Source organism: Lysinibacillus boronitolerans JCM 21713 = 10a = NBRC 103108 (assembly GCF_000772935.1).
GTDB classification, from domain to species: Bacteria; Bacillota; Bacilli; order Bacillales_A; family Planococcaceae; genus Lysinibacillus; species Lysinibacillus boronitolerans.
Window position 1 is genome coordinate 18,894 of the sequence record NZ_JPVR01000074.1, and the last position, 13,478, is coordinate 32,371.

The window sequence follows — 13,478 nt, forward strand, 5'->3', positions numbered from 1 at the left end:
CTAATTACCAAACGTATGCTAGAACTTCGCCGCCAACTTGTTTAGCGCGAGCTTCTTTATCTGTTAATAAACCTTGTGAAGTTGACACTAAAGCGATACCAAGACCGTTCAATACTTTAGGTACTTCATTTGTTTTAGCATATACACGTAAACCAGGTTTAGAAATACGTTTTAAGCCAGTGATAACGCGCTCGTTATCTTTTCCATATTTTAAGAAAATACGGATGATACCTTGTTTGTTGTCTTCCACGTATTCTACGTCACGTACGAAACCTTCACGCTTTAAAATTTCAGCGATTTCTTTTTTCACGTTGGAAGCTGGTACTTCTAACTTCTCGTGACGAACCATGTTCGCATTACGAATGCGAGTAAGCATATCTGCAATCGGATCAGTCATTGTCATTACATTTACCTCCTTCCCAAATTAGGGGATTACCAGCTGGCTTTTTTCACGCCAGGAATTTGTCCCTTATATGCAAGTTCTCGGAAACAAATACGGCAAAGTTTGAATTTGCGATATACTGAATGTGGACGACCACAGCGTTCACAACGTGTATACTCTTGCACTTTAAACTTTTGCTTACGTTGTTGTTTAACGATCATAGATTTTTTAGCCACGTTTTCGCCCTCCTTGTTTGATTACTTTTGGAACGGCATACCGAATTGTGTCAATAACTCGCGAGCTTCTTCGTCAGAGTTCGCTGTCGTTACGATCACGATGTCCATACCGCGTACTTTTGAAACTTTATCGTAATCGATTTCTGGGAAAATTAATTGTTCTTTAACACCTAGAGTGTAGTTACCGCGACCATCGAATGCTTTTTTAGAAACACCACGGAAGTCACGTACACGAGGTAGTGAGATAGAAATTAATTTGTCCAAGAATTCATACATACGCTCACCGCGTAATGTAACTTTAGCACCGATAGGCATACCTTCACGAAGACGGAAACCTGCGATCGATTTTTTAGCTTTAGTTACTACTGGTTTTTGACCAGTGATAATTGTTAATTCTTCAACAGCTGCATCTAACGCTTTAGAGTTTTGAACTGCATCACCAACACCCATGTTGATAACGATTTTCTCAACTTTCGGTAGTTGCATAACTGATTTATATCCAAATTTGCTCATAAGAGCTGGAGAAACTTCATTTAAATATTTTTCTTTTAGGCGGCTCATGTGTGTACCTCCCTTCTATTTATACTAATTAGTCGATTACTGCACCTGATTTTTTTGCTACACGAACTTTTTTACCGTTTTCGATTTTATAACCTACACGAGTCGGCTCGCCAGATTTAGGATCGATTAGCATTACGTTCGAAACGTGAATTGCAGCCTCTTGGCTAACAATACCACCTTGTGGATTCAATTGGTTAGGTTTAACGTGTTTTTTCACGATGTTCACACCTTCAACAAGAACGCGATCTTGTTTTGGGAAAGCAGCAAGGATTACGCCTTCTTTGCCTTTATCCTTACCAGTGATTACCTTAACCTTGTCACCTTTTTTTACATGCATGCTGTCGCACCTCCTTGATTGGCACTGTCATGAAATTAAAGAACTTCTGGAGCTAGAGAAACGATTTTCATGAAGTTGCTGTCACGTAGTTCACGTGCAACAGGTCCGAAAATACGAGTTCCGCGTGGTGATTTATCATCACGAATAATTACACAAGCATTTTCATCAAATTTGATGTACGTGCCGTCTTTACGACGAACGCCTGATTTAGTACGAACGATAACAGCTTTAACAACGTCACCCTTCTTGACAACGCCACCTGGTGTTGCTTTCTTAACTGTACAAACAACGATATCACCGATGTTAGCAGTTTTACGGCCAGAGCCACCAAGCACTTTAATTGTAAGAACTTCACGTGCACCTGAGTTGTCAGCAACTTTCATACGACTTTCTTGTTGGATCACTTAGGTTACCTCCCTTCGGAAATTGGTTGTTCCGAAATAGTTATTAAATAATAACCGCTTTTTCTACAACTTCTACTAGACGGAAACGTTTAGTAGCTGATAGCGGGCGAGTTTCCATGATACGTACGATATCACCGATTTTCGCTGTGTTTAACTCATCATGAGCTTTAAACTTTTTAGAGTATTTTACACGCTTACCATAAAGCTTGTGCTTTTTGTAAGTTTCAACTAAAACAGTAACAGTTTTGTCCATTTTATCTGAAACAACGCGGCCCGTGTAAACTTTGCGTTGATTGCGCTCAGTCATACTTGAAAACCTCCTTTATCAGTTATTTGCACTGATTTCTCTTTCACGAATAACAGTTTTCATACGCGCGATTGCTTTACGCACTTCACGAATACGAGCTGTGTTTTCTAATTGACCAGTCGCCAATTGGAAGCGAAGGTTGAAAAGCTCTTCTTTCAGTGATTTCACTTTTAATTCTATTTCAGAAGTAGCAAGGTCACGGATTTCATTAGCTTTCATTAGATTCACCACCAGTTTCTTGACGTTTTACGATCTTACATTTAACAGGAAGTTTGTGTGATGCTAAACGAAGTGCTTCACGTGCAACTTCTTCAGATACGCCAGCAATTTCGAACATTACTTTTCCTGGTTTAACTACTGCTACCCAACCTTCAGGAGAACCTTTACCAGAACCCATGCGGACTTCTAGAGGTTTTTTAGTGTAAGGTTTATGTGGGAAGATTTTAATCCAAACTTTACCGCCACGTTTCATGTAACGAGTCATCGCGATACGAGCAGATTCGATTTGACGGTTAGTAATCCAGCTAGCAGTTTGAGCTTGTAAGCCCCATTCGCCGAAAGTTACTTCTTTACCGCCTTTCGCTTCGCCACGCATGTTGCCGCGGTGTTCACGACGGTATTTAACGCGTTTAGGCAATAACATATTATTTGCCTCCTTCCACAGATTTCTTCGTAGGAAGAACTTCACCACGGTAGATCCATACTTTAACGCCTAATTTACCGTAAGTAGTATCAGCTTCTGCGTGTGCATAATCGATGTCAGCACGTAGAGTATGAAGTGGAACAGTTCCTTCACTATAGTGTTCAGCACGCGCGATGTCAGCGCCACCTAAACGACCAGATACTTGTGTTTTAATTCCTTTTGCACCAGCGCGGATTGTGCGTTGGATCGCTTGCTTTTGCGCACGACGGAATGATACACGATTTTCTAATTGACGAGCGATGTTTTCAGCTACTAGACGAGCGTCAAGATCTGCACGTTTGATTTCGATGATGTTGATGTGTACACGTTTACCAGTTAAATCGCTAAGGTATTTACGAAGGTTTTCAACTTCAGTACCACCTTTACCGATTACCATACCTGGTTTCGCAGTGTGAATTGTAATGTTTACACGGTTTGCAGCACGTTCGATTTCTACTTTAGAAACTGAAGCGTCTTTAAGAGCCGTTTCAATATATTTACGCACTTTGATGTCTTCGTGAAGTAGAGTTGCATAGTCTTTTTCAGCGTACCATTTTGACTCCCAGTCACGAATAATACCAACGCGTAGTCCTATTGGATGTACTTTTTGACCCACGGATTAACCCTCCTTCTTCTCAGATACCACTAGAGTAATGTGGCTTGTGCGTTTGTTAATTGCGCTTGCACGTCCTTGTGCACGTGGACGGAAACGTTTTAAAGTTGGACCTTCGTCAACGAATACTTCAGAAACTACTAAAGAGTTGATGTCAAGATCGTAGTTGTGCTCAGCGTTAGCAACTGCAGATTTTAATACTTTCTCAACGACTGGAGACGCCGCTTTTGGAGTATGACGTAAAATTGCAACTGCTTCACCAACTTGCTTACCTCGGATTAAGTCTACAACTAGACGTACTTTGCGAGGAGCAATGCGTACTGTACGAGCGATAGCTTTAGCTTGTGTCATTAGGATTTACCTCCTCTCAAAATTAGCGTCTTGTTTTCTTGTCGTCTGCACCGTGACCTTTATAAGTACGTGTCGGTGCGAACTCACCAAGTTTATGGCCTACCATATCTTCTGTTACGTATACAGGAACATGTTTACGTCCATCATATACAGCAATCGTTAAACCGATGAAGTTCGGGAAGATTGTAGAACGGCGTGACCAAGTTTTGATAACTTGTTTTTTCTCAGAAGCCTCTTGCGCTTCCACTTTTTTCATTAAGTGGTCATCGACAAAAGGTCCTTTTTTCAAGCTGCGACCCATGTAGGAACCTCCCTCCGTGATTCCACCACGGCTCTCACATAGAACCGTAGTTTAACCACTTTATTTTTTACGACTACGGATGATAAATTTATCCGATTTGTTTTTCTTCTTGCGAGTTTTGTAACCAAGTGCTGGTTTACCCCAAGGAGTCATTGGTGATTTACGTCCGATTGGAGAACGTCCTTCACCACCACCGTGTGGGTGATCGTTAGGGTTCATTACAGAACCACGAACTTCTGGGCGTTTACCTAACCAACGGCTACGACCTGCTTTACCGATGTGTACAAGTTCGTGTTGTTCGTTACCAACTTGACCGATTGTAGCGCGGCAAGTAGCTAAAACTAAACGTACTTCACCAGATTGTAAACGAACGATAACGTACTTATCTTCACGACCAAGTACTTGCGCAGAAGTACCAGCTGAACGTACTAATTGTCCGCCCTTACCAGGTTTTAACTCGATGTTATGGATTGTAGTACCCATTGGAATGTTTGCTAATGGTAATGTGTTACCTACTTTAATATCAGCATCTGGACCAGAAACGATTGTTTGACCAACCTCTAGACCTTTTGGTGCTAAGATGTAAGCTTTTGCTCCATCAGCGTAGTTGATTAATGCGATATTCGCAGAACGGTTTGGATCATATTCAATAGTAGCAACTTTTGCCGGAATGCCATCTTTAACACGTTTGAAATCGATAACACGGTATTGCTTCTTATGACCACCACCATGATGACGAACAGTGATTTTACCTTGGTTGTTACGACCAGCTTTGCGTTTAGTTGGTTCAAGCAATGATTTTTCAGGCTTGTTTGTTGTAATTTCCGCAAAGTCTAATGACGTCATGTTACGACGACCATTAGAGGTAGGTTTATACTTTTTAATCGCCATTGTGTTTTCCCTCCTTCTTGAGTGTTCAAATCATAAATCCGTTAGGATTACATTTCGAATAATTCAATTTCTTTGCTATCAGCAGTTAATTTAACGATCGCTTTACGACGTTTGTTAGTGTAACCACCGTAACGGCCTACGCGTTTGAATTTACCTTTGTAGTTAAGAACGTTTACTTTCTCAACTTTTACGCCAAAGATTTCTTCTACAGCGTCTTTTACTTGAGTTTTGTTAGCGCGAGTGTCTACTTCGAAAGTATACTTTTTCTCTGCCATAAGTTCTGAAGAACGCTCAGTAATGACCGGACGTTTTAAAATATCACGTGCTTCCATTATCCAAGCACCTCCTCAACTTTTTCTACTGCAGACTTAGTGAATACAACTTTATCATGACCTAATAGATCAAGAACGTTGATTCCGTTTGCAGTTAAAACTGTTACACCTGGGATGTTACGAGCAGATAATGCTACGTTTTCATCTAGGTCAGCAGTTACGAATAAAGATTTTTTCTCTAAAGAAAGATCTTTAAGGATTTTTGTGAATTCTTTTGTTTTTGGTGCTGCTAGAGTTAGAGCATCAAGAACTAAGAAGTTTTGTTCTACTACTTTAGCTGATAAAGCAGATTTAAGAGCTAAACGACGAACTTTTTTAGGTAATTTATAAGAATAGCTACGTGGAGTAGGACCGAATACGATACCACCGCCGCGCCATTGTGGAGAACGGATAGAACCTTGACGAGCACGACCAGTTCCTTTTTGACGCCATGGTTTACGACCACCACCAGCAACCTCAGAACGGTTTTTAACCTTGTGATTACCTTGACGAAGAGAAGCACGTTGAGCAACTACTGCGTCGAATAATACTGCTTCATTTGGCTCGATTCCGAAGATCGCATCGTTTAATTCGATTTCACCAACTGAAGCACCTGTTTGACTAAGTACAGATACTTTTGTCATTCCTGTTTCCTCCTTTCCTTAAGTGATTACTTAGCTTTAATTGCAGTTTTTACTGTAACTAGAGCTTTTTTAGAACCAGGAACATTACCTTTAACAAGTAGTAAGTTACGATCTGTATCAACTTTCACGATTTCTAAGTTTTGGATTGTAACTACATTGCCACCCATTTGACCAGGTAATTTCTTTTGTTTAAATACGCGGTTCGGAGCAACTGGACCCATTGAACCAGGACGACGGTGGTAACGAGAACCGTGGGCCATAGGACCACGAGATTGTCCGTGGCGTTTAATAACACCTTGGAAACCTTTACCTTTAGTAACTCCTGTTACATCGATTACATCGCCTTCTGCGAAAATTTCTACTTTGACTTCTTGACCAACTTCGTATTCTTCCACGTTCACGTTGCGGAATTCACGAATGAAGCGCTTAGGAGCAGTGTTCGCTTTTGCTACGTGACCTTGTTCTGGTTTGTTAGAAAGCTTAACGCGCTTGTCTTCGAAACCAACTTGAATTGCTTCGTAGCCGTCTGTTTCAACAGTTTTCTTTTGAAGAACTACGTTTGGAGTAGCCTCGATAACTGTTACCGGGATTAAATCGCCGTTTTCAGCGAAAACTTGTGTCATACCAATTTTTCTACCTAAGATTCCTTTAGCCATTTGTCACACCTCCTGTAAGTTTTAAAAGTTATATTGTTTTTACCATTAAAGTTTGATTTCGATATCAACGCCAGATGGTAAATCAAGTTTCATTAACGCATCAACAGTTTGTGGTGTTGGGTTAACGATATCGATCAGACGTTTATGCGTACGCATTTCGAATTGTTCACGAGAATCTTTGTACTTGTGAACCGCACGAAGAATTGTGTACACAGACTTCTCAGTTGGAAGTGGAATCGGACCTGATACACTTGCACCTGAACGTTTTGCAGTTTCCACAATTTTCTCAGCAGATTGATCTAAAATACGGTGATCATACGCTTTTAAACGAATACGAATCTTTTGTTTTGCCATTATTTTCCCTCCTTCTCGCCTATTTTCTAGACATTCTCCACGAAAATTTTCCCACACACCGCCATGGCAAAGCGGCCGGGTGTGTCGGCAACCTCTCGCTTCATCGCAGTCAAAGACCAACATTCAACATTATATACAATAAAAAAAGAATAAGCAAGTCTTTTCGCTAAATTCTTTTAAATGTTGCAGATATTCTTAGTACTACTATTTCTACGCTTTATTAAGCCGTTTATTAGTATATAAAATTTCTATTCATATTGCAACACTTAAGGTTGTCATATCAACATTTTCGCACATTTCAAATAACTCTAAAATGAAAAGTAGTTTCTATTTTATATAGAAACTACTTTCTTGTTATAGAAAGAACACACAGGCAATCCAACCAAATAGGATTAGTGGTATGTTAATGAAAATAAATGTCGGAACACAGGTATCCCAAATATGATGATGCTGACCGTCTACATTTAGGCCAGCAGTTGGTCCTAATGTAGAATCAGATGCTGGAGAACCTGCATCTCCTAAAGCACCAGCTGTACCAACTAAACAAAGTATAGCTAATGGACTCATATCTAAGCCTTGTGCAAGCGGAACAAAGAGTGTAGCAATAATTGGCACCGTTGCGAAGGATGAGCCAATTCCCATCGTCACAACTAATCCTATGACTAACATGATGAAAACAGCAAGACTTCTATTTCCTTCTAATACGGTGAGCGAATTTGTAATTAAGCTGTCCACATCACCTGTAGCATTGATAACCGCCGCGAAACCATTTGCTGCGATCATAACAAAACCAATAAAGGCCATCATCTTCATTCCTTCAGAAAGAATATCATCGGCTTCTTTCCATTTAAGGGCACCTGTAAAATACATAATCATAATACCTGCAAACGAGCCTACAATCATTGAATCTGTTAATACTTGAGCGCATAGTGCTATCACTAATGCCAGCGCTGTAGAAAACATAATAAACTTGCTGACGTTTACATTTAAAGATTCAGTCTCCACTTCACTATGTTTATAATGCCTTGGCTTGCGGTATACAACAAAGGCGATTACCAATCCAATTAGCATTCCTAATACGGGAATCCCCATTGCTGCAGAGACATCACGTGAAGATACAGCCATTCCTGCCTCTGACACTTGTGTAGCAACGATATCTTGAAAGATTGCTCCAAAACCAGCAGGTACAAAACTATAAGTACCAATTAAGCCTACTGCAATCAACGTTGCAATTATACGTCGGTCGACTTCTAGCATATTTAAAATCTTTAAAATAGGAGGAATTAATAATGGAATGAAGGCAATATGAATAGGAATGACATTTTGAGATAAAATTGACATCACAAAGATAAGGAAGAAAATTAATACCTTGATAAGACCTTTTCTATTACTTTTACCCTTTAATATTTTTAACATCCCAGCTATCATTAATTCGGGTATTCCTGTCTTGGCAATGGCGATTGCAAAACCACCAAGTAAGCCATAACTCAATGCAATGGTTGCTCCTGCTCCTAATCCTTCCGTAAATGATCGGACTGTTGACTCGATGCCCATCCCACTAGTTAGACCACCTACAAATGCTCCTAGAACTAACGAGAGAACGACATTGATGCGAAGCAAGCTTAATATTAACATAACGGCAACAGCCGCAATTACTGCATTCATTGTTACACTCTACTTTCATACACTAAATTACTAACATGTTAAACTTTATTATTCTGATAATTGAAAGTCAAGGGTTTTTGTAATTTCTATATTTCAGCACTAAAAAACAGTGTAATGATAAACACCACACTGTTTCCGAGTTTCTTCTTATTTAATATTACAACGACTGACGTACAACCTTTTTATAATAGCCTACTGACAGAATGGCAAAAACCGTATATAAGGCTATATAACAGCACATTGCAATCCACAAGGGAGCTGTTAACTCTGTTCCGAATAAAAACCACCCTGACTTAACAGCAAAGTAGCTATGCAATAACCCAATAACTAATGGAACACCGAAATTAAAGGCCTGTTTCATATAAATACCCTTCATGATATCTTTTTCAGCAAAGCCAATCTTTCGTAGGATTGTATAGGAATCACGTTCTTCCTCTGCCTCAGACATTTGTTTAAAGTATAGAATACTACCTGTTGTCATTAAGAATGCTAAACCTAAAAATGCTGTTGTAAATATTGTCAGACCTAATGATTCAATATTGTCTTTACGTTTGCCTTCATAGGATGATTGTGTATATTGCTTTGTTTTCCCTTTATCATCAACAGCCGTAATAATGCCTGCATTTGATTGAATATATAATTTTTCTGCTGTCGCGATATCTTCGTTCGACTTTAAAGTAATTGTTGTTTGATGATGCCAAGGATAAAGAGCTGCCTGTGTAGTTAAACTTTTAAACATATCATCTGTCACCACAAAGACAGGTCCGCCACCCCCAGCCGTTACAATACCACTTATCACACTTTTATCGTGAACATCAACGACATGAAAAGTTTCTTCCAGTTTTCCTGCAGATACTACTAAATCATGATCTTTCTCTAACGGGAACATCTCAGCCATATAACCACCATAGTTTGTTAAGATAACCTCGTTCCCAGATAGCTTGGCTTCTGGAACACTCTGTTGATAATCTGAAAGCGGAATGGTATAAATTGTACCTTCCATCGTATATAAAGGGTTATCCTGCTGTTTTTTAGACATCAGCTGACCTACAGCAGCGGTTACCCCCTGCAAACGGTAGTCAATTTTATCATAAGCAATGTTATTTTCCTCTAACTTCTCTAAGAAGGCTTTCCCTTGCTCTTCAAGCAATATGAAATCACCTGGTACTTGGCTATATGCAGATGCTGCTGAGGAGTAATAGGCAATATAGGAAAGCGTCGTCACGCCTAGAGAAACGCCTGTTAACACGGTGATTAGCGTTAATGACTTTGCATTGCTCTTCATGCGATGCATTATGGGCGTTAATGCTAATACATCCTTTATGGATAAATGCCCTTTTTTCTTTAGGCGAATCGTATTCATAATAAATGCTACAGAGAAACGGAAAACAAGGAATGTTCCACCAATTGTAGTAGCTAAAATAATGATCATATTAATAAATAAATTACCTGCAGATTCGATATCGAACAGCTTTGTTGATGCATAGTAGCCATATACAATCAGTATAAGACCCAAAAAGCCAATAACCATCTGCAACGCACTAAAACGTCTTACGCGCTCATCTGCTTGTTTTGCTGCACTAAATAATGATAACAATGAAACATGATGAATCATCCAGGCCATCTGTATAAGAACAATGATCAATAAGATGGTAAATACAATCATCGACTGCTGTAAAGCTTGTGTACTAAAAGTCATGGTTACGAGAGCTTCTTTTTCAAGCACACGAAGCAAAATCATTGCAAACACACGAGAGCTAAAGAAGCCTGCCAACATACCTATAATAACGGCTCCAACGAACAAGAGGATGTTTTCAATCGCTAATAAACGCACGATTAGACTCTTAGTCATGCCAATCAGTTGATACAAGCCTATTTCCTTACTACGACGCTTCATAAATAAATGGTTTGCATATAAAACGAAAAACAAAACGATAAAATATAGAATATAAGTTGCTGCCTTAAATCCTGCCGCAGCCGTTCCACTCATTTGAACAGCAGCCCACACTTCCGTATTATTTTGCAAGGTGACAAAAGAAAAATACAATGTAACACTAAAAATAAGTGCAAAAAAATATAAATAGTAGTGTCTCATATTTTTCTTCATACTTCGAAGTACTAGCTTACTAAGACTCATACCCATCACCGCCTAGCACACTTTGTGTATGCATGATTTCTTGGAAAAAGGCCTGCCTTGTTTTATCGCCCTTATAAAGCTCACTATAGATAAGGCCATCCTTTAGGAATAACACACGTGTACAGAAGCTTGCAGCTACTGCGTCGTGTGTAACCATCATGATTGTCGCTTCTTTTGTCTCATTAATATTTTGTAGATTTTGAAGCAGGGCTGTGGCAGATTTAGAATCTAATGCACCAGTGGGCTCGTCTGCAAATACCAATGACGGATTGGTAATAAGTGCGCGTGCAGCAGAGGTACGCTGTTTTTGTCCACCCGATATTTCGTTGGGGTATTTATTTAAAATTTCTGTGATTCCCAGCAAAGAAGTGAGTTCCTTCACTCGACTTTCTGCAACGGCTTTTGGTAACTTACTGATGGCTAATGGTAGAAGAATATTTTCTTTTACTGTCAAGGTATCTAATAAATTATAGTCTTGAAATATAAATCCCAGCTGCTCTCGTCGGAAGTTTGCTAAAGCCTTTTCTTTCATACCACGTAAACTATGACCGTTTATCTCAATAACACCTTCCGTCGCAAAGTCAATTGAGCATAAGACATTTAAAAGCGTTGTTTTACCAGAGCCAGAAGGTCCCATAATACCTACAAATTCACCTTTATTCACTTCTAAATCAATACCCTTTAATACTTCTTGAGCTGTTGATTTTTTTCCATACACTTTCTTTATTTTACGACCGATTAAAACTGTCACTTCATAACGCCCCTTTCTATAGTCCAAGTGTACCCTGACAAACCTAATCATTCGTGCGTTTTACATGACAATATAAAAAGGTAGGTGACATTTTCGTCATCTACCTGTTAGTTTCGCATATTCATTTTGTAAGGGGAAACGTAGTGTAAATAGTGAGCCTTCACCAACTTTAGATTGAACATTAATACGAATACCAATTTTATGGGCTACATTAGATGCTAAATAAAGACCCATACCTGTAGACTGAGAGGATTCCCTTCCCGCTGTTCCTGTATAAGATTTTTGAAAAATCCTAGGTAAATCCTCTAAAGGTATACCCCTACCTATATCTTTAATATGTAGTAATGTAGCACCTGTAGAATCATGTTCTGCAAAAATTGTTATCTCAGAATTCGCTGGACTATACTTGATGGCATTCGAAAGAATTTGTCGAATAATAAATGCTAGCCACTTGCCATCTGTCAAAACTGTCTCAGTAAGTTCAGCAATTTCAAAGCCAATGCCTTTCTCAAGACACCAGGCTTGCATAGCTCTGATTTCTTTATAAACAATGGGCTTTAGTTCAATCTCATTTAAATAATTATCCTTTTCAATAGAAGATAATCTTGTTTGATGCAGTTGTTGATCAACCAAAAGATGCAGTCTTAGCCATTCATTCTCTAATTTTCGACGTAGCTGTAAATCCTCAATATGCTCAAACATTAAATTAATAGCAGTTAAAGGAGCTTTTACTTCATGAACCCAAGCTAATAGCTCATCTGAATATTCCTGTAGCTGCACTTTGGCTAGATTTAACTCCATATTCTTTTCAAAAAGGATATCTTCCATTTTTCGAAAGTATACTTCTTGAAAAGGAGATAAAGCTAAACTATTTCTATGTGCATCATCAAGATAGCTATCCATATTTCCCAGGAAATCTTTTAATTTCCCAACTTCGATGACATAGCGATACCCCAAAAAGAGTATAAAACTAATAAGCAAACTAATATTCACATACCAAATAGACACTCCATTTAAACCAACGTCAAGAGAAAATAGTACATTTAGTATTATCAAAGTAAAAATAAAAAAACCTATCCAAGCAAAGCGCTCTCTAATAAATAATAATAACAACTTCCCTCACGTCCCTCAGCTTACTGCCATATAACCAAGTCCCTTTTTTGTCAGTATTACTTCATATAAACCAATATCCTCTAGCTTTGTACGTAACCGATTAACATTGACCGACAAAGTATTATCGTTTACAAAACGTTCGTCATCCCATAGTTTTCTCATTAACTCATCTCTTGAAACTATTTGATTAGCCTGTTCCACTAATATTCTTAAAATGAAAAGTTCATTTTTTGTTAAGGAAGCAATGGCACCATTATACATAATTTCACTTCTTGCATAATCAATGATGGCATCGTTAAAACGTGTAACATTCATTTTCTCTTCAACGTAATCATAGGTTCTACGTAAAATAGCCTGTGCTTTTGCGAGTAAAACTTCCATATGAAAAGGCTTTTGAATAAAATCATCTGCTCCCATTTGCATAGCCATTACCATATCCATCGGGTGATCTCGGGAAGAAAGAAATAGGATTGGCACTTTGGATAAATGACGAATTTCACGACACCAATGAAAGCCGTCATAGGCAGGCAATTGAATATCAATTAACACGAGATGTGGCTTCTCCTCTATAAAGTCATCCATCACCTTTTGAAAATTTTTAGGTCCAACAACGTGTAATGACCACTGTTCAAATCGTTCTTGAATCATACTAAAAATAGAAGGATCATCTTCAATCAGCAAAATTTTCATGTCCATAGTCAATTCCCCTTTCCCTTTAATTATTTACCCTAGATGACATGCTTACCGTTATGTACACATACACTAATTAAAACTCTAATTTT

At 38.7% G+C, this 13,478-nt stretch carries 21 protein-coding genes; all 21 read right to left on the minus strand.

All coding sequences use genetic code 11. The annotated features are described in order from the left end of the window. Positions 1-4 precede the first annotated feature (4 nt). The 21 genes from rpsH to CD31_RS11510 all read right to left on the minus strand — a co-directional run bounded on the left by rpsH (position 5) and on the right by CD31_RS11510 (position 13,392). Positions 5-403 carry a 30S ribosomal protein S8 gene (gene rpsH, locus CD31_RS11410; RefSeq protein ID WP_008181717.1) on the minus strand — a complete coding sequence of 133 codons (399 nt, stop codon included), beginning with the start codon at positions 401-403 and terminating at the stop codon, positions 5-7. A gap of 29 nt (positions 404-432) precedes the next feature. Beyond that, on the minus strand, positions 433-618 hold the full coding sequence (locus CD31_RS11415; RefSeq protein ID WP_004233656.1) for a type Z 30S ribosomal protein S14: 186 nt from the start codon (positions 616-618) through the stop codon (positions 433-435). 21 nt (positions 619-639) lie between these two features. Then, positions 640-1,179 carry a 50S ribosomal protein L5 gene (rplE, locus tag CD31_RS11420; RefSeq protein WP_004233654.1) on the minus strand — a complete coding sequence of 180 codons (540 nt, stop codon included), beginning with the start codon at positions 1,177-1,179 and terminating at the stop codon, positions 640-642. A 28-nt stretch (positions 1,180-1,207) separates the two neighbouring features. Further along, positions 1,208-1,516 carry a 50S ribosomal protein L24 gene (rplX, locus tag CD31_RS11425; protein ID WP_004233652.1) on the minus strand — a complete coding sequence of 103 codons (309 nt, stop codon included), beginning with the start codon at positions 1,514-1,516 and terminating at the stop codon, positions 1,208-1,210. Positions 1,517-1,551: 35 nt separating this feature from the next. Next, complete coding sequence (gene rplN, locus CD31_RS11430; protein WP_004233650.1) at positions 1,552-1,920, minus strand: 50S ribosomal protein L14; 369 nt, start codon at positions 1,918-1,920, stop codon at positions 1,552-1,554. A 43-nt stretch (positions 1,921-1,963) separates the two neighbouring features. After that, positions 1,964-2,227, minus strand: a complete 264-nt coding sequence (rpsQ, locus tag CD31_RS11435; protein WP_004233648.1) for a 30S ribosomal protein S17 — start codon at positions 2,225-2,227, stop codon at positions 1,964-1,966. Between the two features lie 18 nt (positions 2,228-2,245). Then, the gene (gene rpmC, locus CD31_RS11440; protein ID WP_004233646.1) at positions 2,246-2,446 is read right to left on the minus strand and encodes a 50S ribosomal protein L29; all 201 of its coding nucleotides are present in this window, start codon (positions 2,444-2,446) and stop codon (positions 2,246-2,248) included. Then, entirely contained in the window at positions 2,436-2,870 is a 435-nt protein-coding gene (rplP, locus tag CD31_RS11445) for a 50S ribosomal protein L16 (protein ID WP_004233644.1), read from the minus strand. The genes rpmC and rplP overlap by 11 nt, the downstream gene beginning before the upstream one ends. A 1-nt stretch (position 2,871) precedes the next feature. Continuing rightward, the gene (gene rpsC, locus CD31_RS11450) at positions 2,872-3,525 is read right to left on the minus strand and encodes a 30S ribosomal protein S3 (RefSeq protein WP_004233642.1); all 654 of its coding nucleotides are present in this window, start codon (positions 3,523-3,525) and stop codon (positions 2,872-2,874) included. Positions 3,526-3,528: 3 nt separating this feature from the next. Then, positions 3,529-3,873, minus strand: a complete 345-nt coding sequence (gene rplV / locus CD31_RS11455; RefSeq protein WP_004233639.1) for a 50S ribosomal protein L22 — start codon at positions 3,871-3,873, stop codon at positions 3,529-3,531. A gap of 22 nt (positions 3,874-3,895) precedes the next feature. After that, a complete protein-coding gene (rpsS, locus tag CD31_RS11460) occupies positions 3,896-4,174 on the minus strand; it encodes a 30S ribosomal protein S19 (RefSeq protein WP_004233637.1) in 279 nt (92 codons plus the stop codon). A 60-nt stretch (positions 4,175-4,234) separates the two neighbouring features. Beyond that, positions 4,235-5,065: a 50S ribosomal protein L2 gene (gene rplB / locus CD31_RS11465; protein WP_009373990.1), complete on the minus strand. Its 831-nt coding sequence runs from the start codon at positions 5,063-5,065 to the stop codon at positions 4,235-4,237. Positions 5,066-5,112: 47 nt separating this feature from the next. Then, a complete protein-coding gene (rplW, locus tag CD31_RS11470; protein WP_004233628.1) occupies positions 5,113-5,397 on the minus strand; it encodes a 50S ribosomal protein L23 in 285 nt (94 codons plus the stop codon). Then, positions 5,397-6,020 (minus strand): 50S ribosomal protein L4, encoded by a 624-nt coding sequence (gene rplD, locus CD31_RS11475; RefSeq protein ID WP_004233626.1) that lies wholly within the window; start codon positions 6,018-6,020, stop codon positions 5,397-5,399. Before rplD ends, rplW begins: the two co-directional genes overlap by 1 nt. 26 nt (positions 6,021-6,046) lie before the next feature. Continuing rightward, on the minus strand, positions 6,047-6,676 hold the full coding sequence (gene rplC / locus CD31_RS11480) for a 50S ribosomal protein L3 (RefSeq protein ID WP_004233625.1): 630 nt from the start codon (positions 6,674-6,676) through the stop codon (positions 6,047-6,049). 45 nt (positions 6,677-6,721) lie between these two features. Then, positions 6,722-7,030 (minus strand): 30S ribosomal protein S10, encoded by a 309-nt coding sequence (gene rpsJ, locus CD31_RS11485; protein ID WP_004233624.1) that lies wholly within the window; start codon positions 7,028-7,030, stop codon positions 6,722-6,724. Positions 7,031-7,384: 354 nt separating this feature from the next. Further along, the gene (locus CD31_RS11490) at positions 7,385-8,695 is read right to left on the minus strand and encodes a Na+/H+ antiporter family protein (RefSeq protein ID WP_036077757.1); all 1,311 of its coding nucleotides are present in this window, start codon (positions 8,693-8,695) and stop codon (positions 7,385-7,387) included. Positions 8,696-8,852: 157 nt separating this feature from the next. Further along, entirely contained in the window at positions 8,853-10,832 is a 1,980-nt protein-coding gene (locus tag CD31_RS11495) for an FtsX-like permease family protein (protein WP_036077759.1), read from the minus strand. Next, entirely contained in the window at positions 10,822-11,583 is a 762-nt protein-coding gene (locus CD31_RS11500; protein WP_016995265.1) for an ABC transporter ATP-binding protein, read from the minus strand. Before CD31_RS11500 ends, CD31_RS11495 begins: the two co-directional genes overlap by 11 nt. Before the next feature lie 96 nt (positions 11,584-11,679). Continuing rightward, positions 11,680-12,696 (minus strand): sensor histidine kinase, encoded by a 1,017-nt coding sequence (locus CD31_RS11505; RefSeq protein WP_036077761.1) that lies wholly within the window; start codon positions 12,694-12,696, stop codon positions 11,680-11,682. Between the two features lie 15 nt (positions 12,697-12,711). Continuing rightward, the gene (locus CD31_RS11510; RefSeq protein WP_081977495.1) at positions 12,712-13,392 is read right to left on the minus strand and encodes a response regulator transcription factor; all 681 of its coding nucleotides are present in this window, start codon (positions 13,390-13,392) and stop codon (positions 12,712-12,714) included. Between the last annotated feature and the right edge of the window lie 86 nt (positions 13,393-13,478).

What these genes read in the sequence shown, in the direction of transcription:
- rpsH (WP_008181717.1), bottom strand. Translation starts at nt 403, where the DNA reads ATGACAATGACTGATCCGATTGCAGATATGCTTACTCGCATTCGTAAT.
- rplE (WP_004233654.1), bottom strand. Translation starts at nt 1,179, where the DNA reads ATGAGCCGCCTAAAAGAAAAATATTTAAATGAAGTTTCTCCAGCTCTT.
- rplX (WP_004233652.1), bottom strand. Translation starts at nt 1,516, where the DNA reads ATGCATGTAAAAAAAGGTGACAAGGTTAAGGTAATCACTGGTAAGGAT.
- rpsQ (WP_004233648.1), bottom strand. Translation starts at nt 2,227, where the DNA reads ATGACTGAGCGCAATCAACGCAAAGTTTACACGGGCCGCGTTGTTTCA.
- rpmC (WP_004233646.1), bottom strand. Translation starts at nt 2,446, where the DNA reads ATGAAAGCTAATGAAATCCGTGACCTTGCTACTTCTGAAATAGAATTA.
- rplP (WP_004233644.1), bottom strand. Translation starts at nt 2,870, where the DNA reads ATGTTATTGCCTAAACGCGTTAAATACCGTCGTGAACACCGCGGCAAC.
- rplV (WP_004233639.1), bottom strand. Translation starts at nt 3,873, where the DNA reads ATGACACAAGCTAAAGCTATCGCTCGTACAGTACGCATTGCTCCTCGC.
- rpsS (WP_004233637.1), bottom strand. Translation starts at nt 4,174, where the DNA reads ATGGGTCGCAGCTTGAAAAAAGGACCTTTTGTCGATGACCACTTAATG.
- rplB (WP_009373990.1), bottom strand. Translation starts at nt 5,065, where the DNA reads ATGGCGATTAAAAAGTATAAACCTACCTCTAATGGTCGTCGTAACATG.
- rplW (WP_004233628.1), bottom strand. Translation starts at nt 5,397, where the DNA reads ATGGAAGCACGTGATATTTTAAAACGTCCGGTCATTACTGAGCGTTCT.
- rplD (WP_004233626.1), bottom strand. Translation starts at nt 6,020, where the DNA reads ATGACAAAAGTATCTGTACTTAGTCAAACAGGTGCTTCAGTTGGTGAA.
- rplC (WP_004233625.1), bottom strand. Translation starts at nt 6,676, where the DNA reads ATGGCTAAAGGAATCTTAGGTAGAAAAATTGGTATGACACAAGTTTTC.
- rpsJ (WP_004233624.1), bottom strand. Translation starts at nt 7,030, where the DNA reads ATGGCAAAACAAAAGATTCGTATTCGTTTAAAAGCGTATGATCACCGT.
- CD31_RS11490 (WP_036077757.1), bottom strand. Translation starts at nt 8,695, where the DNA reads ATGAATGCAGTAATTGCGGCTGTTGCCGTTATGTTAATATTAAGCTTG.
- CD31_RS11495 (WP_036077759.1), bottom strand. Translation starts at nt 10,832, where the DNA reads ATGAGTCTTAGTAAGCTAGTACTTCGAAGTATGAAGAAAAATATGAGA.
- CD31_RS11510 (WP_081977495.1), bottom strand. Translation starts at nt 13,392, where the DNA reads ATGGACATGAAAATTTTGCTGATTGAAGATGATCCTTCTATTTTTAGT.